Consider the following 19477-nt stretch of genomic DNA (forward strand, 5'->3'; position numbering starts at 1 on the left):
TAGACTACAATGAATATGTATGATAATGAGAATCAATATCACTTATTTAGCATAGATAGCTACAAAACAGGAGGGACACGAATGACAGAGCAACTTGAATTGTTTGACGTGACAATTATCGGTGGTGGGCCTGCTGGCATGTATACCGCCTTTTATAGCGGAATGCGTGATCTAAAAACGAAGGTCCTTGAATACAATGAAACCCTTGGAGGAAAAGTGCTCCTTTACCCGGAAAAAGTCATTTGGGATGTAGGTGGCTTAGTGCCGACAAGAGGAGAGCAATTGATTAAACAGCTTGAACAGCAAGCCAAAACATTTGAACCTGTCATTGCGCTAAACCAAAAAATAACAGACTTTCATCGCTTAGAAAATGGAAATATATTGATTACGTCCGAAAATGGTGATCGTCATTTAACCAAAACCTTGATTTTGGCAATGGGGCATGGTATTCCAGTTCAAAGAAAGCTGGAAGTTGAAAATGCAGATCGCTATGAAGTAACAAACCTTTATTATACGGTTCAAGAGCTTAAAACCTTCGCTGGAAAAAAAGTCGTTATCTCTGGGGGCGGCGATTCTGCGGTGGATTGGGCAAATGCCCTTGTGCCAATTGCGAAAAGTGTCACTGTTATACACCGCAGGGATATGTTTGGTGGGCATGAAAAAAACGTGGCGAATATGAAAGCATCAAGTGCACGTATTTTAACCCCACATGAACTAACTGACCTACATGGTAACGGAAAAGAAATCGAAGCTGTCACTGTTCAGCATTTAGAAACAGGTGAAAAAGAGCGTATTGAAACAGACGCAGTCATTGTCAACCATGGCATGAAAGGCGATTTAAGTGTTCTTGCAGAATGGGGATTAAAGCAAGGTGAATGGGGACTCATTGAAGTGAATGAGCAGATGGAGACCAATTTACCAGGTGTGTATGCAGTAGGTGATTTATGTACACATAAAAGCAAGGTCCGCTTGATTGCAGGAACGTTTGTAGATGGTGTGAACGCACTCAATAGTGCGAAATTATATATCGAACCAGATGCGGAGAAAGTGGCGTATGTATCCTCTCATAATGAACGTTTTAAGGAAAAAAACAAAGAATTGATGGCAGCCGGTGCAGATCGCTAAAGAAAACAAAACAAGAAGGGTGGTGCCGCAATGGCATCACCTCAGATTGTTGACAAAGGGCTAAAATGATTTTTATTTTAGCCCTTTGTCTTCTTTCAGCGTGGATTGAAAACCTTTGAAGTCTAGGAAGATTGAGCACTGGAGCGGAGCGAATTCAACATTCGTGAGCACCAGCGCGCAGATCTGACAACGAATGCGAGGGTTTGTCTACACGCTGAGGTGGTGCCGCAATGGCATCACCTTTTTTATCGCTGAAAGGAGGTATCTAAAGATGAACGCACAAATGGAAACGATGCTACATGTGAAAAAGAAAATTCAAATGTGTCTGCAAGCAAAACAAACGAACAGATGGCAGACAAAATCTCCAAGCATTTTAACAGCTGATGGTACCGTTGTCATTCAGCTAGAAGGAATGGAGTACCAACTTGACGGTGGAGATAGCCTGTTTATACGCTCTCACATCCCTGTTGTCATCCGTTCTTTATCTAATCAGCAAGTCACAGTCTTTGCTGTTTCATTTGAACATTACATGCTCACAAATGATTCTGATGATGAATTAATTTATAAAATTAATTATGATACCCTGCCTGATAACGGGCAAGTGGTGGTGGGCTCACCGGTATTATTTCATCATATTAAACGTTTAAGTGATCCCTCTTATTCAGAAAGTAGCCAAGTGAAGCTACTAAAGCTAGTGCTGCAAATATTCCAGCAACAAAATGAGAAAACAACTGATGCTGATCATTATTCAATTCAAATGATTCTTCAATACATTGCAGAGCATTACCAACAAGAACTGAACCGTAAGGACTTAGCGCATAAAATGGGCTTTAATGAAAGCTATTTCTCTACTTTTTTTAAGAAAAGCGTCGGGATGAGTGTCACAGATTATATTGCACAAATTCGAATGGATGAAGCAAAAAAGCTATTGTTCAAAACCGATGAACAGGTTCAGGCGATTGCACAAAGAGTAGGCTATACTGATAGCCTCTATTTCAGCAGAAAGTTTCGTCAAAAAACGGGCAGATCGCCTAGTCAGTATCGACTGAGCCGCCAACCAAAACGAATTGCCGCTTTTCAATTTGTAGGCTCTTTGCTTGCGCTTGGAGTGAAACCGATTTGCATTGAAGAAGATATTGCTCTTTATTCAGATGTGCTTCAAGGTCAACTCAGTGATGTCATCGTCATTCATGAGCATACACCTGACGACGTTTTGGCGGACATGAACTTAGACCTCATTTTAATGCCTGATTATTTCTATACAAACATAGAATGGATGAAACGTATGGAGCAGTTCGCACCTGTGCTTGTCTTTCCATATAGTCGCCTGAGCCCTGTAGAAGAGGTACTTTGTTTAGGTAGCCTCATCGGAAGGCGCGAAGAAGCCAAGCAATGGATAGAGCGTTATGAGAAGCAAGCACAGAAAGAAAGAGCTCGCTTGACGCCATTTCTTAAAAAAAAGGAAACAGTTGCTTTATATGAAGTGAGGGGACATGACAAGGTGTATATGTGGTCTTTTCATGCGAGAGGAGCAATCAACCTATATAAAACGTTGGGGTTGATGCCCCCTGAAGCCATTCAAGAGGAGGTGCTGAAACCTGATAAACATGTCGTGATTCCGCTTGAACGTTTAGCAGATTATGCAGCAGATCATATGTTTTTTATTGTGGCTGTTCGGAATGGATGGTACAGACATATGGACAAACGTATGAAGGAAAGTGAAGTCCTGCGTAATTTACCCGCAGTGCAAAATGATACATTCTACTTGTTAAAACTAGAAGAATTTAGATTTGGTGAAGGGGAACGAGCGATAGAAATCATGAAACGATTCTCTCAATTTTTAATAAAAGAATAAGAGTATCTAACAATTGTCCATAAACAAGTTATGACGATTATCCATAGACCAATAGACAAGCGGTTGATAGAATACGAGAGACAAATAAATGATAATGATTCTCAGTGATTCATCATGATATGGAGGAGAAAAGCAGTTATGAAAAAACAAGGCATAATTCTTAGTTTAATGGCTTTAGTGTTGTTATTCGCACTAGCAGCCTGCGGTCAAAAGGAAGAAAGCAAACCAGCCGAAGAAAAAACAAGAACGGTTGACACAGTGAAAGGCAAGGTCGAGATTCCAGCAAATCCAAAGCGTATTCTCGTAGATGGCTATTTGGGTAGTGCTATTGCACTAGGAGTAAAACCAGTTGGTGCCACGACACAAGATTTAAAAAACATACATCTCAAAGGCAAAGTGGATGGTGTGGGCGACATTAGTGATGAACGCTCCGCCGAAAAGGTGGCAAGCTTGAAACCAGACCTCATCATTTCAGCTGTAGACGATGAAAAGGTACTTGACGTCTACAAAAAAATTGCCCCAACGATTGTTTATCCGTTCGGTGTATTTAAAGATTCACAAGAAGAGATCACTACATTAGCCGGCATCATGAACAAAGAAGAAGAAGGAAAAGCGTTTTTGAAAAAATTTAATCAACGTATGGAAGCTGCTAGAAAGAAAGTGAAAACAGTCGTCAAAGAAGGCGAAACAGTGTCAATCTTGGGTGCATTTAGAAATGATGTCTATGTGTATGGGAATGGTATCTATCGAGGTGGACAAGCACTTTACGAACAATTGCAGCTTCAGCCGCCAAAAGATGTTGCAGACACTATTTTAAATGGAAAGTCAGGATTTGAACATATTTCATATGAAGTGCTACCAAAGTACGCAGGTGATTATATATTTGTTGATGAAGCCAACGGAGGTACGTTCGATAAGAACAATTCAATATGGAAAAGCTTAAAAGCAGTGAAAAAGAATCAAGTACATGACTTGGATATTGCGTATTTCTGGCCATTTGATCCAATAGCTATCGCCAATCAAGCAGAAAAATACGTTGAGATATTGACAGAATTATCTCAGAAGTAAGGGGGCTGCTTTTTGTTAAAACGATTTTTCTCCTATTATAAGCCATATATGGGGCTGTTTATATTAGATTTTTCCTGTGCCGTCATAGCGGCACTACTTGAATTATCATTTCCACTTGCGATCAGTATGGTTGTAGATGACCTTCTCCCAAACAGAAACTGGGAAATGATTCTCATCTGGAGTGGAATTTTAATGGCAGTCTATGTCGTCAGCTCAGTGATGAATTACGTAGTGACATATTTCGGACATAAGCTAGGTATCAATATTGAAACAGATATGAGAAGTCAGCTATTCACCCACGTACAAAAAATGTCTTTTCGATTCTTTGATCAAAAGAAAACAGGAAAGCTTGTTTCACGAATGACAAACGATTTAATGGATATTGGTGAAATCGCTCACCACGGTCCTGAAGATTTATTTATTGCAATTATGACTCTTACAGGTGCATTTGCCCTGATGCTATCAATTAATTGGCAGCTTGCCGTCCTCACGTTTCTCATTGTCCCATTCTTAATAGGTCTATCGGTTTATTTTACGAAGAAAATGTCGATTGCCTTTGATCACATGTTTTCAAGTATTGGTCAATTCCATGCAAGGGTTGAGAATAATGTGAGCGGAATTCGAGTAGTGAAGGCATTTGGGAATGAAACACATGAGGTTGATCGCTTTATTGAACACAATGAACAGTTTAAACAAACGAAATTAACCACATACAAAATGATGGCATTACACGCTTCGATTAGTCACCTGCTTATGAAGGGCGTCACCATCTTTGGACTTGTATGCGGGACATGGTTTGTGATGCAAAAGAATATGACCTATGGCGAATTCATTTCATTCGTCCTGCTATCTGGAATCTTTTTAGGACCCATTCAACAAATTAATTCAGTGATTGAGACGTATCCAAAGGGAGTTGCAGGCTTTAAGAGATTTGTTTCGCTCTTAGATCAAGCCCCAGACGAAAAGGACGTCCCTGATGCGATTCATGTTGATGGGCTAAAAGGTGAGATTACATTTCATGATGTCAGCTTTGGTTATGAGAAGGACAGTTTGATCCTTGAGCATATTAATCTGGAGATCAAACAAGGGGAAACGGTTGCCATTGTAGGTCCTTCCGGTGCTGGTAAATCAACGCTATGCAGTTTATTACCAAGGTTTTATGAATGGCAATCTGGAACCATTACGATAGACGGCATTGATAGTAGACAGATGAAGCTGTCTTCACTGCGCCAACAAATTGGAATAGTCCAACAAGACGTCTATTTATTTAATGGGAGCATTCGAGAGAACATTCTTTATGGAAAGCTTGATGCAACTGAGGATGAAATATGGCAGGCGGTTTCAAAAGCAGAGCTAAAAGATCTCGTCGAATCCCTGCCCGAAGGTCTTGATACAATGATTGGTGAAAGAGGCGTCAAGCTGTCAGGTGGACAAAAGCAGCGTGTATCAATCGCACGTATTTTCCTGAAAAATCCACCTATTTTAATACTGGATGAAGCGACCTCATCACTAGATACTGAAACAGAGGCTTCGATCCAACGATCACTAGAAGAGCTTTCAGAAGGTAGAACGACGCTAGTCATTGCGCATCGCCTTGCAACTATTCAACATGCAGATCGAATTGTTGTTGTGACAAAAGGTGGCATTGCAGAGCAAGGAAATCACAAAACATTACTAACGCAAAATGGTTTATATAAGCGCCTTTATGAAACACAATTCGGGGCATAAAAGTCCATTAGGAGAAATGTGAAAGCCGGCAAAAGAGCGCCGGCTTTTTTCTCATGACATGTATCGCAATCTTTTGCCCTAGTTTCTAGGGGCAAAGAGCATCATACTTACGCCTATTAAACAAATAAGAGCGCCTCCCCAGTCGTACAAATCAGGTGTTTTACGATCCACCCACCATCCCCAAAGAACGGCTAATATAACAAACACGCCACCATAGGCAGCATAGACCCTTCCGAACGTAGGAAACTGCTGAAAGGTCGGAATCACGCCATATGCGACTAATATCAGACTTCCAGCAATACCGAAGCTTAATGGCTTCGCTTCACGTAACCAAAGCCAAACGAGATAACCGCCGCCAATTTCAGCAAGGCCAGCTAGCAAAAATAAAAAAATCGTGATTAACATCAAATGCCACTCCTATTCGTATGATTGCCACCTATTGTACATGATTCGTTCAATCCTTGATATCAAGCGATGAATTGATGGGAGAGATGATTTTGCTACAATCGAATGACTGTAAACTTCGCCATAAGAATAACGTCACCTCCAATTGGGTAAATACGAATCTAACAATGGGAGTGCAGTTTATACATGGGGCAGTTTTTTTATGGAAACTTTTTATTGTCTTGAAACGTATGTACATCATGAGGTGGTTCGAATGAAAAAAGAATTGGAAAAAGAACTATTTTTAATCATGACACGTCATGCTACATTGATTATGATAATGGGGGCCTTTACGTTTATAGTACAACCATCACTCTATCAGGAACCTATTCTACTTCCTGTGATCATTTTACTGCTTTTTCAGAATCTTCAAGATATGGTGTTCTGGTTTTATAAATGGGTGAACATCAAGAAAGGTCGATCAGCAGATTTATCAAACAGATGGCACGTCCCCTTTCATGTGACTCAAAGACTACAACAAGGCTTTATGGGCTTATATGGTGTGTTCTTTGTCTATGAAATTGCATCTGGTCATACATCATTTTGGCTCGCTTGTTTTTCAGTATTTATCTTTTTCGTTGTGTTCTTGGAGCATATTCAATTTTATTATGTACAGTTTTTCTTTCGTACAACTTCTGGTCAATTTAATATTCCTTTTCTTCGAAGTCCTAGACCTTCTTATTTGGCAAGGGAACGAAAGGCGAGACAGCATGCATCCTAAAACAGCTCAGGTTCAAACACTTTGCTTTGAAAAAAAATGACCTACTGCCGGAGATATATCGGCAGTATTTTTATTGAATAAAGAATATCGAGTGTGGAATAGATCGGATAATCATCCAATTTCTGACTGTATTTTATGATAAGCTATTAGAAAAGACGAATCTTTCAGGGGAAGTGATTTGAATGAAAGCTGTTGGATTGTACGAGTATTTGCCAATTACGAATGAAAACAGTTTTGTGGATCGAGATGTGGAAAAACCAGTTGCGGCAGGTCGTGATTTGCTGGTCAAAGTCGAAGCTGTTTCTGTGAATCCTGTTGATACGAAAGTCCGAGCACCAAAAGACAAAAAGGAAGATGTACTGAAAATTCTTGGCTTTGATGCAAGTGGAACTATCGTTGAAGTTGGGGATGATTGCACATTGTTTCAACCGGGGGATGATGTGTATTATGCAGGAGATATTACCCGTCAAGGCTCAAATAGTGAATTCCAGCTTGTCGATGAACGCATTGTGGCAAAGAAGCCGACGAATCTATCCTTTGCAGAGGCAGCGGCAATGCCGCTGACATCCATCACCGCCTATGAAGCATTATTTGATCGTATGCATATCCAAAAGAATGCAAAGGGAAAAACGATTTTAATCATCGGTGGAGCAGGTGGAGTTGGCTCAATCGCTATTCAATTAGCCAAGATAGTTAACTTAACAGTGATTGCTACGGCTTCAAGAATCGAAACAGAAGCATGGTGTCGCACATTAGGGGCCGATCACATCATCAATCATCATCACTCATTACTTGATCAATTGAAGGAAAAGGGAATCGGTGAGGTCGATTATATTTTGTGTTTAAACGATACCGACTGCCATTTTCCAGGGATGGCAGAAGCCATTAAGCCGCAGGGAACCATATGCACAATTGTTGAAAATGAAAAAAATCTAGACATCCAATTACTGAAAAGTAAGAGTGTCGCTTTTGTCTGGGAGTTTATGTTTACACGTCCGATGTATCAAACAGAGGATATGCTCAAACAGCATGAACTACTAACCGAGGTACGTGACCTGTTTGAGCAAGGAAAGCTACAGCATACGTTAACAAAGGTACTTCGACCAGTGGATGCTCAAAATGTAAGAAAAGCACATACAGAGCTCGAAAAAGGAAAAATGATTGGGAAATTAGTGATTGAAGGCTTTCACAAGGAATAAACATTTAGGAGGAGGGAGCAGACATTGACATCATTACAATATCCAATTGGTCAGTATGAGCCAACAAGTGAAAGAAGCGAACAGCAGCTGAAAGAATGGATTGGCGTGCTAGAGGACATACCAAAGCAATTAAAAGAAGCAACAAAGCATTTAACAAAAGCTCAATTAGATACACCTTATCGGCCAGAAGGCTGGACCATCAGACAAGTGGTTCATCACATGGCTGACACTCATATGAATGCGTATCTTCGCTTCAAGATAGCAATAACAGAGGAAGCACCACACATACGTCCATTTGATCAGCAACGTTTTGCAGAGCTACCAGATAGTAAAGCACCAATCGAGATTTCATTACAATTAATAGATATACTGCATGCAAAATGGGTGTTGTTATTAGAAGGGATGAACGACAGCGACTTTGAGAAAACATATTATCATCCTGTTTATCAAAAGACCATTGCTCTATATCATGCCACAGGCATGTATGTTTGGCATTCCAAGCATCACCTTGCCCATATTACTGAGCTGAAAAAACGAAGTGGATGGTCCTAAGAAATTTTATTGAAAAAGAGGTCACAGCATGTCTAGTAGAAGAATTGTAGGTGCCATGTTTATTTGTATGGCAGCTATCATATATGTAGGGAAATATCTTTTTGCCGCGATTCACTATAGAGGATTCGATGGATTTGATGAACTAAGCTTTGAGCAACTCGAAGATTTACTTCCGGGAGGAACCTGGATGAGTATCATCTTTTTTGCCGTTGGGCTGACTTATTTATTGTGGGATGATCGTGAAGCAATCAAGGTGTTTTTTCAGGATAATAAACGTTCAAATCAAGAGACGGATCAATGATTCCGTCTTTTTTGCCGATTCTCATAACAGAAGAATGTGGTATCACGAAAAAACCCGCAGTGACAAACTGCGGACTCACGCTATCCTCTCTCAGGGCGAAGGGCTTTCTCCAAAATGGCAAGACCTTCATTTACTTTTTGTTTTTCTTCATCATTTAATCGTTGAAGAGATTTTTTGATTTTTTCATGACCCTTTTGATAAATACCACGAAAAATATTTTTTGCTGTCTCCGTTAGTTCCACGACAATAATACGTCTATCGCTTTCTGAATGTTTGCGTTCAACAAAATTTGATTGCTCCAAACGATCAAGTAGCCCCGTCATGTTTGAAAGGGACGCCCCCATTTTCTCCGCAATTTCTGATACTTTTAGACGGCCGTGGTTATTCAGCAGCATGAGTACTTTCATTTGTGGCATACTCATATCAAGCTTCATCCATTCAGAAACATCACCAAGTCCAGCTGCGGTGAGCACTTTCATATAAAGAACCCATGTCTTTTTTTCTTCAGGAGAAAGAATTTCCTCTTCTAGTACGGTGGTGTCATGAATATTGTATTTCAAGCTCTCTTCACTTCCTTTAAGCGGCTTTTGTCTTTATCTTACTGATTTTTAATTCCGAAAGAAAGCATCATCCGATGATTCGACGATAAACTGAATGAATCAGGTGGCATTTGCTGTATAATAATGTTCAGTCTATCAAAAGAAACAGCCTAGAAAGTTGGGAATAACATGTGGAACAAAAAAACAGGAATGACGATCTTAAAATTGCTTTTTCCGATCGTGATTTTGTTGGTACTTATTTATGTCGCCAAACAAGAACTTAGTGGACTTTCTATTAAAAAAACCTTTTATATTATTGACAGCTTGAATCGGATGGATTTATTTATCCTTGTTTTTCTTGGACTTGTTGCAGTTCTATCTATGTCCTTATATGATTTTATTTTAAGGAAAGGTCTCGACATGCCGATTAGTGGTTGGAAAACGATTCGAATCTCTTGGATTGCCAACTCCTTTAATAACGTTCTAGGTTTTGGCGGTTTATCTGGAGCAGGCCTTAGAACTCTGTTGTATAAAGAATACACAACTGATACGAAAAAATTACTGAAGGGAATTGCCCTTCTTACTTCTTCTGTCCTGTTAGGCCTATCCATTTTTAGTGATCTAATTTTAGTCCGAGTTTTGCCTGTAGAAGCCATCATTAGCCAGAAGCCTTGGCTCTGGGCATTTGTCATTATTTTCGCTTGTATTGTGCCAATATATATTATTTTCGCTTCTGTACGAAAGAAATCGATTCAAGGTGGAGAGAACGGGTTAAAACATCCTATCTTTGCCTACATTGGTGTCTCTTTTTTAGAGTGGCTAGCGGCAGGACTTGTCATGTATATGGCGATTGTATCAATGGGAATGAATGTTGATGTTCGAATCGTCTTAGGGGTGTTTGCCATCGCATCAATCGGTGGCTTAATCAGTATGATTCCTGGTGGTTTCGGCTCATTTGATTTGCTCTTTTTACTGAGTATGCAATACATCGGTTTTGACAAAGAAATGGTCTTGACAGCACTCGTCCTGTACCGATTTGTCTATTCCATCTTTCCGTTTATTCTTGGATTATGTCTTGCGGCCTACGACATTACGGGTACAACTTTAAGAAGGCTAGAAGGGAATCCGAAGATGGCGCCTGCCATTGAAACGACCAACGTCATCATTGTATTACACCGCGCACTGTTGATCCGCTTACTGTATGGATCATTATCGATTTTGACGTTTGGAAGTGGTTTGCTCATCATTGCCTCTGTTGTGCTTCCTGTTGACAGAATGGGCATCATACCAAATATTCCACATGTGCTTTTGTCTGGATTTAATGGACTTTCATTAATGTTTGGTATCAATTTAATCATTTTGTCGATAGAGGTGTACAAACGTACAAAGCGTTCCTACATATTGACGATGATTTCACTTGTCGGTGGCTTTGTTTTTACTTTGCTGAAGGGGTTTAACTTGAGCCTAATTTTTATCTTACCAGCCATTTTAGCCGTTTTCTTTTCTTTACGAAATCAATTTGTAAAGCAACAGGCACCCTATTCTCTGTATCAATTTATCAGCGCGGCGGTTGGATATTTTCTTGTCCTGTTCAATTATAATGTAATTGGTCATTTTATTTGGACAAGAATTGGTCATTTCTTAAGCAAAGATTATCTTGTCCACAACGAAAAACATATTTCAATGACGACAACGATTGCACTGATTGGTGTACCACTTTTCTTTTTCGTTAGTAAACTCATCTTTAATAAAAGAGCATTTGCGATTGGGGAACTGACAAACGAACAAAAATTGAAGGGATTTTTAGACGAAAAAGGCGGAAATGCTCTTAGTCACCTCGGTTTTTTAGGTGACAAACAATTATTTTTCTCTAGTGATGGGGAGGCGATGCTACAATTTGGTCGCATTGGTCGTTGCGTCATTGTGCTGGGGGATCCATCAGGAAATAAAGCGTCCTTTCCTCTCATCCTTGAAGAATTTCTAAGACAGGCTGAGAAAGCAGGCTATCGTGTTGCCTTTTATCAAGTTGAACGAGAAGGAATGGCGTTATATCATGATTTAGGCTTCCACTTCTTCAAATTAGGTGAAGAAGCACTAGTGGATTTGCAGACATTTTCATTATCAGGAAAGAAAAAATCTAACTTAAGAGCAGTAGCCAATAAATTTGAACGTGAAGGCTATACCTTTGAAATAGCTGAACCTCCTTTTTCAAATGAATTTCTATATTCACTTAAACAAATATCAGATAATTGGCTAGGTAAGAAAAAGGAAAAAGGCTTTTCTTTAGGATATTTTGATGAGAACTATTTACAACAAGCACCGATTGCTTTATTAAAAGATCAGCATGGACGAATCATTGCCTTTGTTTCTCTTATGCCAATGTATCAAGAAGGAGAAATCTCAATTGATTTAATGCGCCATACGCAGGATGCACCGAATGGGATGATGGATGCTCTTTTCATTCATTTATTTGAATGGGCGAAGGAAAAAGGCTATAAATCGTTTAATATGGGAATGGCACCTCTGTCAAACGTCGGAACATTTCATCAGTCATTTTTAACAGAACGTTTGGCGAGTGTGATTTTTAATAACGTGAGATTCATGTACAGCTTTAGCGGTTTAAGATCATTTAAACAAAAATATAAACCAGAGTGGCGAGGAAAATATTTGGCTTATAAAAAAAATACATCGCTCCCAGTCACAATGGCACTTGTCACAAAGCTGATCGGACAGGATCCACATCGGAGACGTCGCATATAATGGCTCAAAACCTTTCTCCTTTACTTGGTGAAAGGTTTTTTTAGACAAACGAATATGAGAAGTGGTAAAGTGAAAGAGTAAAGGGGATGTTAGAATGACATTAAATGAATGGTTTACAAAGGGATTAACAGAGCGTACATATGTACAAAAAATGGAAAAAAACCAGGGGAATTTGCTTACAGTGTACAATCAACATTCAATTCATCAAAGGGAAAAAGAAGTGTTACACCGATTGCAAAAAAAGAAACTGAGAGCGCTCGTCATAACAGCGGATTGGTGCGGGGATGCAATGGTGAATATTCCTATCTTCATGAGGATTGCCAATGAAGCTCTCATAGACGCACGCTATTTCATTCGGGATGAGAATCTAGAACTGATGGATCAGTATTTAACCAATGGGACCGCAAGATCGATTCCGATTATTGTGCTGATTGATCAAGAAGGCAATGAAGTTGGCAAATGGGGGCCACGTTCCTTAGAAGCTCAGCGCTTTGTAGATGAGAAGAAACCTGAGAAAGAAGCATCAGATTACGAAGAGGCATTCCAACGATTTGCGAAGGAAGCCGCACAGTTCTATACGACAGACCGTCATTTATGGAAAGATATTGAGAAAGAAATAGTAGAAGTATTAGCGAAAATATAAACCAAAAGACTACTTCACCGCAAAGGGAAGTAGTCTTTTTACATCTTTTTTTTGCGTTTTACCTACAAAACACCGCATAAAGATGCAGAAAACCGCAGAAATCTATCAAAATCCGCAGAAAACCGCAAGTCATCTCGATTTTCCCAACCAGTTTTAGTTGAAAAACCTCATAAATGCCATGAAATAACCGCTATATCCTATATACAAAAGGCTCATATAACGCACATCATCCTGCTTTTTCCCAATACAAGAGGCTCTGCAACTATAGTAATCTAATTGTAATCTACTTTGAACGAACTAAAAAACAAAAGTCGGAAAAGGACAGGCGGTTATATCTATGAGAAAAATTATTTATCTTCATCAAGAAAAAAAGAGACAAGCTGAAACGAAAAAAAGAGAACAACGTTCCATTAAGTCACTAAGGCTACTTGTATTCTTCGATGGACAAAGTCCTAAATGTACAAAAGTGGTTGAGATGTTAAAAGCACTTGATTGGAAAAATAGAATTCATTTTGAATCCTTCCGGCAATCTCAACTGCTTCGGCTCAATAAGATCAGTGAAGAGAAAGCAGAGAAGCGAATCATGTCTATTTCCTTAGCTGAAAATAAAAAGAGCTCAGGGATTTATACGCTTTTGCGAATTGCCTACCATATCCCAGCCTTATGGGGAACGATTCCATTCATCATGTTGAGTATTTGGCTTGGATTCGGACAGCATGCGTACGACTACTTTGCAAGAAAACGATATATCCAAACAGTCGAAACGGTTACTCGACCTGATAGAGATCAACAAAAAACAATATAATCGCATAAAAAAACATGACCTGCTCGTTTAATGAGGTCATGTTTTTTTGTGATACGGGTGAAACTGATGTAAATGCTGAAGGAGCTTTTCTGTGTAGTTGAAATATTCGGATTGCGAAAGCTCTGATTTCGCATAAGCCAAAAGGGTTTTCAATGCAAAAAGAAACTCGTCATGTAAAGCATGATTCTCAAAATAAGGAATAGCCGCTTCGATCAGGTAAGTTTTAAGATCATGAGGTGTATTTTCAATCATTAACTTATAAATCTTAATCATATATAAGCACTGAGGCTTTATACGGGGCTGTTTAAGAAGCTCATGTATGTAGGGCAAAGCTTTTTTTCTGTCATATTCAGCATAGAGCGTTGCAATTTCGTATAAGGTTTCACAGTAACGATCATCTAATTGTTCTTGATTAAAATAATTGAGTGAATCTAGTAAATAAGGCACAGCCGATGAAAAATCACCTTCACGCTTTAAAAGAACACCATAATAATAATAGGCAGTCATTTTTATAAAATGATTTTGAGAGAGTGATGTATGCAAAATCACTTCTTTTAAATATTCCTTTGATGTTTGGAACGCTTTCAGTTCGAGTAATATGACACCATGTATAAGTGTACAATGAATGATCCGCTTAAAATTGTTTCTTTGTCTATATAAATCCATTGCTTTATAAGATGCCTCAATTGCATCACCGAAGCGTCCCATTTTTCCAAGTGCTTTTGCATAGTTATAATAAAGATCGCTTTGTTCAACAGAAGAATATGAAAAACAGTTTTCCAGCTTTTTAAGCCCTTTTTCAAGTTGACCGTTCTTGATTTGATGAATGCCATCCAAATAATCAAAGGTTTCTTTTTCTGTCTCAATAAAGGTTTTTTCGAATTTCTTGAGCACGCGATGTGTTTTCAAAGCAAGCGATTGTTGCTCCGTCACTAAATAGTATTGAAATAATGACAAATGGTATTGAATTCCTAAATCTAGTGAAAAAAACTGTTCCTCATGATTAATAATAATTTCTGCATTTTGCTCTGCCTGTGTCAGTGCATAGAAATACATGTTCACTTGAAATTCATCGAGCAGTGAGAGTAAATGGCGTGCCTTTTGAGATAATGTTTCCTGGCTAATCCCAAGCCTAGCTAGTAATAAATTGATGGTGTCCTGATTGGCTTCTTTTGAACCATTTTCAATTTTACTTAAGTGAGACACAGAACAGATACCGTCTGCCAGTTCTGATTGTGTCAATTTCAATTTATATCTGTAAAGTTTGATAATCTGGCCAATATTCATTTTCATACGATCAAGAAGCCTCCCTTCCTATCATTGGTCGAAAAGCGGCTTGAAAAAAACAGCCAACCGTATCGATGGTGAAATGGGGATAAATACAAAAAAATCATCATATTGGCTCCTTTTTCAATTTTTGTTTAAATCGTAATATGATTGTAACATTAGTTTAAAAAATCAAACAACTCCTTCGTATCAGAAAGAGAAGGGATCGTAGATGATTTGCAACTGATAATGATTATGTTTATAATTATAATTGATAATCAATTTCAATTAGATTGGTTGAAAGGATGAAAATGATGCTAAAAAGTGAACAACAAACGTTAACAGTCGGAGAGGCTGTTCGCAATAGACGCTCGATTCGTAAATTTAAAGATGAGAAAGTATCTATCCAACAGCTCCGAGCTTTATTAGAAGATGCTGTATATGCACCGAACCATAAGCTGACAGAGCCGTGGCGTTTTATTTATGCGACGACTGATGATGCGAAAGCCCTTTTTTTAGAAAGGTTCATTGCTTTCTTTAAGCGCAATAATCCTGACGCAAAAGAGGAAAAGATCAACAACTATCGTGAATACTTTGCAAAAGTTCCTGCCCTTTTATTTGTCGTTTTAAGAGAAGATGAGAATCCTGTTGTGAAAAATGACGATTTTGCTGCTGTAAGCTGTCTCATTCAAAATTTACAATTGCTTGCATGGGAAAAAGGAATCGGTATGGTGTGGAAGAGCGGGAGAATTTTGTATGACAAAGCGTTTCAACAAGAAATGGGCTTAGCGGAAAATGAACGCTTTGCAGGGATTCTTCATATTGGTTATCCTGAAGAAGTGCCCGAAGCGAAACTGCGTCAAAAAGCAGAAACATTGCTAACAGAATTACGTTAAGGCACAAAAAAAGCAGATCCATGTCAGGATCTGCTTCTATCTATGCTTGGCACGTTCATCGGCTGCTTTCATGCGTGCCATCGCTTTTAAGTCATTCTGATCTGCAAGTTCTTTGGAAAATTCAACAAATTCACCATCAGTCTCATGCGCATACGCTTTTGGGACAGGCCCTTTGTTTCGGTCTTTTTTCAAAGCCTTTCTCCTCCTTTACAAGATCACTTTAGTTATTCTCCTGTAGAGAAGGATTATTCGCTTTATTTGTTTCTTTTTTCTACCTTTTCTGCTTTCTTAAATTCTTGTCTGTAAGTGACTTCTTGTTGTTTTTTCAAATGAGAAGTCGGTTGATGTTCTTTTTTCTTCATGTCATCAGCCCCCCCTAAAATGGTGTTATCTTTAGCGTAGCTTTTTTCTGCTTTTTTATTCTTTCGAATGTAAAATGGCATCTTCTAGCTGAGGGAACTTGTATTCATATTCGAATTGCAATGCTTTTTTAGGAATTGCCCGTTGTCCTTTAAGGACAAGCAGAGACATCTCACCTAGTGCCGTCTTTATAACGAATGATGGTACCTTTAACCAGTGTGGACGATGGGATACTGATGCAATCGTTTGACCTAGCTGTTTCATTTGAACGGGGTTTGGAGATGTCACATTCATTGGACCAGAGAGATTCTTCTGATGAATGGCAAAGGCAATCATGCGAGCGACATCTTTGACATGAACCCATGATACCCACTGTGAGCCAGAGCCGATTGTTCCACCAGCAAACAGCTTATACGGCAGTGTCATGAGTGGAAGAGTACCTTGATCACCAAGCACAACCCCGAAGCGTGTAAACACTGTACGAATGCCTAACGTTTCAAGTTTCTTCCCTTCTGCCTCCCAAAGCTTGGACGTATGACTCAAAAAATCGACATCTTGAGGCGGCGAATCCTCAGTGAAATCGTGTGAAAGTGATGTGCCATAAATACCAATTGCACTTGCCTGAATGAGGACAGATGGCTTTGTCTCCTTGGCTTCAATGATTCGCCTTACCTCTTTTGTTGCTTCAAGCCTGCTTGCGAGAATTTCCTTCTTGGCGGCACGTGTCCAACGGGTAAAAATTGATTTTCCTGCAAGGTTAATCCACGCATCAATATGTGGTAGCTCATCCTCTGGCGTCGCTCCGTTACTTAACCATTTCACATAATGCAGATGATTTTGTTCGGTTTCCTTCGGATTTCTTGATAAAATATATAGATGATGTCCTTCATTTGCGAGAACTTGTGTAACATGCTTGCCGATAAAACCGGTTCCACCGGTAATTGCAATATTCAACTTGCATCGCTCCTCTCTCATGTGTACATATATTATTCACGTTTTTGACATATAAGAAACATCTTGACAGTTTAAGAAAGGAAGTGAAACAGGATGCCTTTTATTACTAAGATTTCTGCGCAACAAAATCGTACAGACCGCGTCAATATTTTTCTTGATGAAAAATACGCATTTAGTGTGGATATGGACGTACTTGTTCAGCATGAGTTGAAAAAAGGAATGGAACTGGATGAATCTGATATGATTGAAATTCAATTCGGTGATTCCGTCAAAAAAGGATTTCAGCAGGCGGTTGACTATTTATCTTATCGAATGCGGTCTATCAAAGAAGTAACAGATTATTTAAAGAAAAAAGAAGTGCCAGCACCTGCTATAAGTGAAATTATACACAAATTAAAGCATTTTAAGTATATAAATGATCTTGAATTCGCAGAAGCTTATGTCAGCACACATCGAAAAACAAATAGTAAAGGGCCTGCGGTACTAAAAAGAGAATTGAAACAAAAAGGGATCGAGGACGATTTTATTGAACAAGCACTCATTCAATATTCTCAAGATCTCCAGCTAGAAGAAGCAGTGAAACAGGTTCAAAAGCTAGTGAAAAAAGAAAAGAATCGCTCCTCAAAAGAAATTGAACAGCGCATCAAACTACAATTGCAAAGAAAAGGCTTTTCCTTTGACCTCATTGATAAAGCTCTTCAAGAAGCCTATGATGGACAAGAAGAGTCAATAGAAGAAGAAGCGCTAAACTATATGCTAGAAAAAGCAATACGCAAGGTGGGCTATGATGGTTCATATGAAAAGAAAATGAAGGTGAAGCAATTTTTATACAGAAAGGGCTTTGACCTTGATGCAATTGATCAAGTTTTAAACAAAGGGGAATGACAGGTGGAAAAACGCTATAGTGAAATGACGGAATACGAACTGAAACAGGAAATTGCTACAATTTCTGAAAAGGCGAGAAAAGCGGAACAGCTTGGCATCGTCAATGAATTCGCTGTGTTAGAACGAAAAATTGACATGGCCAAGGCGTACCTTGTGGACCCACAGACAATTGAGACAGAAACCGTCTACCACATAAAAGACGCTGGCGAACAGTTTTATGTCAAATATTTAAATGGCGTTTTTGCCTGGGGACATCGGGTGAATACACCGGACCAAGAGGAAGCACTGCCGATTTCATTATTAACGAAAAAGGACTGATCATTTGATCAGTCCTCAGCGCGTAGACAAACCCTCGCATTCGTTGTCAGATCTGCGCGCTGGTGCTCACGAATGTTCAATTCGCTCTGCTCCAGTGCTCAATCTTCCTAGACTTCAAGGGTTTTCAATTCACGCTGAAAAGAAGACAAAAGGCTAAAATAAAAACCATTTTAGCCCTTTGTCAATAATTTGAAAGGACTGATCATTTGATCAGTCCTTTCGTTTACTTCGAACGTTGTTTGCGGACGTTGTTCTGAAGTACGATGTCATGCTGCGTCTGTTGCGTTTCTCCATTAACCTGAGAAGCTGAATGCTTTGCATTCGCCCATGGCTGGGGATAAGGTGTGATTCTTGATTCAACAAAATCATTCATATACGATTTGCCATTTACACTCATATCTCAAGCACTCCCCTCGGAAAGTTAGCGTTTACTTGAAGCCCTCATGCGCTCTTGTGGACGAGTGTTCGTCTCTCCATTCGGACGCTTTGAGGCAAAGGCATCCTTCTCATCCGAATCGCCTTCAAATTGATGATTCACTTGATTTGGAAACCGATTTGCTTTATTTCGCATGTTGATTCCCTCCAAAGAATACAAATCATTTGCGTCTTTTGAAGACGTAAGGGTAGTATATGAAAAAAGGCACTTTTTTAAAAAGGCACTTTTTGTTAGCAGGAGGAGGATGAATGATGGATCGTTATTTTGAACGATTAACTGAACATCTTATGGAAAAAAACAACATGCTGACATACGACGAAGCCCGAACATGGGTGGAGCTTTTATGGAGTGATTTTGAGACGACGTATGCAAAAGCTGGACGTAAATACAAAGGCAAGGAAACAACTGAACGCATTGTCCTTGAGTGGATTGAGCACTACGGCGATCAATTGCATTTATTCCAGTCGAAGTATTCTAAAGCGAATGAACATCTTCAAAACAATAGAGGGCTGTTGCATTAAAGATGCGCTGTCCTTTTCGGTGATTTGATTTCCTCATAAGATTGTGAAATTAGGGGAATGTATGAGATGAAAAACAATTTATTGAACGAACATCCAGTCTG

General features: G+C 39.2%; 23 protein-coding genes. 15 read left to right on the top strand and 8 right to left on the bottom strand.

Going from position 1 to position 19477, the window contains the following annotated elements:
* The first annotated feature begins 81 nt into the window (after positions 1-81).
* The 4 genes from ACQKEZ_RS15655 (at position 82) to ACQKEZ_RS15670 (ending at position 5776) form a co-directional block, all read left to right on the top strand.
* On the top strand, positions 82-1125 hold the full coding sequence (locus ACQKEZ_RS15655) for an NAD(P)/FAD-dependent oxidoreductase (RefSeq protein ID WP_427302332.1): 1044 nt from the start codon (positions 82-84) through the stop codon (positions 1123-1125).
* A 271-nt stretch (positions 1126-1396) separates the two neighbouring features.
* A complete protein-coding gene (locus ACQKEZ_RS15660) occupies positions 1397-2980 on the top strand; it encodes an AraC family transcriptional regulator (protein ID WP_427302334.1) in 1584 nt (527 codons plus the stop codon).
* A gap of 138 nt (positions 2981-3118) precedes the next feature.
* Complete coding sequence (locus tag ACQKEZ_RS15665) at positions 3119-4048, top strand: ABC transporter substrate-binding protein (protein ID WP_427302336.1); 930 nt, start codon at positions 3119-3121, stop codon at positions 4046-4048.
* Positions 4049-4060: 12 nt separating this feature from the next.
* A complete protein-coding gene (locus tag ACQKEZ_RS15670) occupies positions 4061-5776 on the top strand; it encodes an ABC transporter ATP-binding protein (protein WP_427302338.1) in 1716 nt (571 codons plus the stop codon).
* 78 nt (positions 5777-5854) lie between these two features.
* On the opposite strand, the gene ACQKEZ_RS15675 is transcribed toward ACQKEZ_RS15670, so the two are convergent.
* On the bottom strand, positions 5855-6184 hold the full coding sequence (locus ACQKEZ_RS15675; RefSeq protein ID WP_427302340.1) for a YnfA family protein: 330 nt from the start codon (positions 6182-6184) through the stop codon (positions 5855-5857).
* Between the two features lie 250 nt (positions 6185-6434).
* On the opposite strand from ACQKEZ_RS15675, the gene ACQKEZ_RS15680 reads away from it, so the two are divergent.
* From ACQKEZ_RS15680 to ACQKEZ_RS15695, 4 genes are all read left to right on the top strand, one after another.
* Positions 6435-6941 (top strand): hypothetical protein, encoded by a 507-nt coding sequence (locus ACQKEZ_RS15680; protein WP_427302342.1) that lies wholly within the window; start codon positions 6435-6437, stop codon positions 6939-6941.
* Between the two features lie 182 nt (positions 6942-7123).
* The gene (locus ACQKEZ_RS15685; protein ID WP_427302343.1) at positions 7124-8140 is read left to right on the top strand and encodes a zinc-binding alcohol dehydrogenase family protein; all 1017 of its coding nucleotides are present in this window, start codon (positions 7124-7126) and stop codon (positions 8138-8140) included.
* A gap of 24 nt (positions 8141-8164) precedes the next feature.
* Positions 8165-8692, top strand: a complete 528-nt coding sequence (locus tag ACQKEZ_RS15690) for a YfiT family bacillithiol transferase (RefSeq protein ID WP_427302345.1) — start codon at positions 8165-8167, stop codon at positions 8690-8692.
* Positions 8693-8720: 28 nt separating this feature from the next.
* Positions 8721-8993, top strand: coding sequence for a hypothetical protein (locus ACQKEZ_RS15695; RefSeq protein WP_427302347.1), 273 nt, complete (start codon positions 8721-8723; stop codon positions 8991-8993).
* Between the two features lie 80 nt (positions 8994-9073).
* Here ACQKEZ_RS15695 and ACQKEZ_RS15700 read toward each other — a convergent pair whose 3' ends face one another.
* Entirely contained in the window at positions 9074-9553 is a 480-nt protein-coding gene (locus ACQKEZ_RS15700; protein ID WP_427302349.1) for a MarR family transcriptional regulator, read from the bottom strand.
* 168 nt (positions 9554-9721) lie between these two features.
* Here ACQKEZ_RS15700 and mprF point away from each other — a divergent pair, with 168 nt between their 5' ends.
* The 3 genes from mprF (at position 9722) to ACQKEZ_RS15715 (ending at position 13740) form a co-directional block, all read left to right on the top strand.
* A complete protein-coding gene (mprF, locus tag ACQKEZ_RS15705) occupies positions 9722-12292 on the top strand; it encodes a bifunctional lysylphosphatidylglycerol flippase/synthetase MprF (RefSeq protein ID WP_427302350.1) in 2571 nt (856 codons plus the stop codon).
* A gap of 94 nt (positions 12293-12386) precedes the next feature.
* Positions 12387-12935 carry a thioredoxin family protein gene (locus ACQKEZ_RS15710; protein ID WP_427302352.1) on the top strand — a complete coding sequence of 183 codons (549 nt, stop codon included), beginning with the start codon at positions 12387-12389 and terminating at the stop codon, positions 12933-12935.
* A 337-nt stretch (positions 12936-13272) separates the two neighbouring features.
* Positions 13273-13740 carry a thiol-disulfide oxidoreductase DCC family protein gene (locus tag ACQKEZ_RS15715; protein WP_427302354.1) on the top strand — a complete coding sequence of 156 codons (468 nt, stop codon included), beginning with the start codon at positions 13273-13275 and terminating at the stop codon, positions 13738-13740.
* Between the two features lie 36 nt (positions 13741-13776).
* Here ACQKEZ_RS15715 and ACQKEZ_RS15720 read toward each other — a convergent pair whose 3' ends face one another.
* The gene (locus tag ACQKEZ_RS15720; RefSeq protein ID WP_427302356.1) at positions 13777-15033 is read right to left on the bottom strand and encodes a helix-turn-helix domain-containing protein; all 1257 of its coding nucleotides are present in this window, start codon (positions 15031-15033) and stop codon (positions 13777-13779) included.
* A gap of 287 nt (positions 15034-15320) precedes the next feature.
* Here ACQKEZ_RS15720 and ACQKEZ_RS15725 point away from each other — a divergent pair, with 287 nt between their 5' ends.
* Positions 15321-15902, top strand: coding sequence for a nitroreductase family protein (locus tag ACQKEZ_RS15725; RefSeq protein WP_427302430.1), 582 nt, complete (start codon positions 15321-15323; stop codon positions 15900-15902).
* Positions 15903-15938: 36 nt separating this feature from the next.
* Here ACQKEZ_RS15725 and ACQKEZ_RS15730 read toward each other — a convergent pair whose 3' ends face one another.
* The 3 genes from ACQKEZ_RS15730 to ACQKEZ_RS15740 form a co-directional block, all read right to left on the bottom strand.
* A complete protein-coding gene (locus ACQKEZ_RS15730) occupies positions 15939-16094 on the bottom strand; it encodes a YfhD family protein (protein WP_427302358.1) in 156 nt (51 codons plus the stop codon).
* A gap of 62 nt (positions 16095-16156) precedes the next feature.
* Positions 16157-16264, bottom strand: coding sequence for a YfhE family protein (locus tag ACQKEZ_RS15735; protein WP_427302360.1), 108 nt, complete (start codon positions 16262-16264; stop codon positions 16157-16159).
* A gap of 55 nt (positions 16265-16319) precedes the next feature.
* A complete protein-coding gene (locus ACQKEZ_RS15740) occupies positions 16320-17216 on the bottom strand; it encodes a TIGR01777 family oxidoreductase (RefSeq protein WP_427302362.1) in 897 nt (298 codons plus the stop codon).
* 93 nt (positions 17217-17309) lie between these two features.
* Here ACQKEZ_RS15740 and recX point away from each other — a divergent pair, with 93 nt between their 5' ends.
* Positions 17310-18101 carry a recombination regulator RecX gene (recX, locus tag ACQKEZ_RS15745; protein ID WP_427302364.1) on the top strand — a complete coding sequence of 264 codons (792 nt, stop codon included), beginning with the start codon at positions 17310-17312 and terminating at the stop codon, positions 18099-18101.
* Positions 18102-18104: 3 nt separating this feature from the next.
* A complete protein-coding gene (locus ACQKEZ_RS15750) occupies positions 18105-18419 on the top strand; it encodes a YfhH family protein (protein ID WP_427302365.1) in 315 nt (104 codons plus the stop codon).
* Between the two features lie 223 nt (positions 18420-18642).
* Here ACQKEZ_RS15750 and ACQKEZ_RS15755 read toward each other — a convergent pair whose 3' ends face one another.
* Together ACQKEZ_RS15755 and sspK are read right to left on the bottom strand one after the other, a co-directional pair.
* Entirely contained in the window at positions 18643-18816 is a 174-nt protein-coding gene (locus tag ACQKEZ_RS15755) for a YpzG family protein (RefSeq protein ID WP_427302367.1), read from the bottom strand.
* 24 nt (positions 18817-18840) lie between these two features.
* Positions 18841-18990 (bottom strand): small, acid-soluble spore protein K, encoded by a 150-nt coding sequence (gene sspK, locus ACQKEZ_RS15760; RefSeq protein ID WP_427302369.1) that lies wholly within the window; start codon positions 18988-18990, stop codon positions 18841-18843.
* A 116-nt stretch (positions 18991-19106) separates the two neighbouring features.
* Between sspK and ACQKEZ_RS15765 the strand changes: the two genes are divergently transcribed.
* On the top strand, positions 19107-19376 hold the full coding sequence (locus tag ACQKEZ_RS15765) for a YfhJ family protein (protein ID WP_427302431.1): 270 nt from the start codon (positions 19107-19109) through the stop codon (positions 19374-19376).
* Positions 19377-19477: the final 101 nt, after the last annotated feature.

The sequence above is a fragment of the Bacillus sp. NPDC077027 genome (assembly GCF_050269555.1).
Lineage (GTDB): Bacteria > Bacillota > Bacilli > Bacillales > Bacillaceae > Bacillus.